The sequence below is a fragment of the Acidovorax sp. HMWF018 genome (assembly GCF_003061035.1).
Taxonomy (GTDB): Bacteria; Pseudomonadota; Gammaproteobacteria; order Burkholderiales; family Burkholderiaceae_C; genus Acidovorax; species Acidovorax delafieldii.
Map to the genome: position 1 here is coordinate 1 of NZ_QAIM01000054.1, position 1,117 is coordinate 1,117.

The following is a 1,117-nucleotide window of genomic DNA, read 5'->3' on the forward strand; positions in this document are numbered from 1 at the left end:
GGCGCGTAGGCTTCGGCTTGCTGCGACACATCCTGGACGTCTGACTATCCCATAAGGACCTCGTCAAGAGGGTGCTGAGCTGACGCTTACCCAGCAGGCGGTGGAGCACGTTCAGGATGTGGGTCTTGCTGGCAGCCCCTGACTCCAGTGCCAACTCCACTGCAGCGAGCACAGCTTGTTCATCGTGGTGCAGCACCAGTGCCAGTACCTCCACCATCTCCCGGTCGCCGCCGGGTTGCTTGAGCAAGGTGGCCTGCAGTCGCTTGAAGGCCGCTGGTAGCTCCAGGAATGGGGCGCCGTTGCGCAAAGCTCCTGGTTTGCGCTGCAGCACCGCCAAGTAGTGGCGCCAGTCGTACACGGTCTGTACCCGTACCGTGGTGGTTACGCTCGATCAGGCGCTGATGCTCGCACACGATCTGGCCTTCGGCGGCGACCACCAGGCGATCGGCGTAGACCCGCAGGCTCACCGGCCGATTGGCATACGGCGCCGGCACGCTGTAGCGATTGCGCTCGAAGTGGACCAGGCAGGTGGGTGAGACGCGCTTGGTGTGCTCCACAAAGCCATCGAAGGGCCGGGGCATCGGCATCAAGGTTGCCTTCTCTTGAGCCCAGACATCCGCGACGGTGCCCGGCAGCTTGCCGTGCTCGATCTCGTGCCACAGCGCCACGCAGCGCTCTTCAAGCCAGGCATTGAGATCGGGCAGGCTTTGGAATGGCGGCACCACCTGCCACAGGCGATGGCGGGCATCGCGCACGTTCTTCTCCACTTGGCCCTTCTCCCAGCCCGACGCGGGATTGCAGAACTCGGCCTCGAACAGGAAGTGGCTGACCATGGCCGCAAAGCGCGCATTGACGTCGCGCTCCTTGCCACGGCGCACCCGGTCTACGGCGGTGCGCATGTTGTCGTAGATGCCACGGCGGGGTACACCGCCCAGGACTACGAACGCATGGTTGTGGGCATCGAACAGCATCTCATGCGTCTGCAAGGGATAGGCGCGCAGGTAGAACGCTCGGCTGTGGCTGAGCTTGAAGTGGGCTACCTGCAGCTTGGTGCGCACGCCGGCGAGAACAGCCCAGTCCTCGCTCCAGTCGAACTGGAAGGCCTCACCCGGACCGA

The 1,117-nt window shown here is 64.1% G+C and carries 1 pseudogene; it reads right to left on the reverse strand.

What is annotated here, in order from left to right:
• Positions 1-91: 91 nt before the first annotated feature.
• Positions 92-1,117: pseudogene (istA, locus tag DBR23_RS01890) on the reverse strand (IS21 family transposase); the annotation flags it as partial.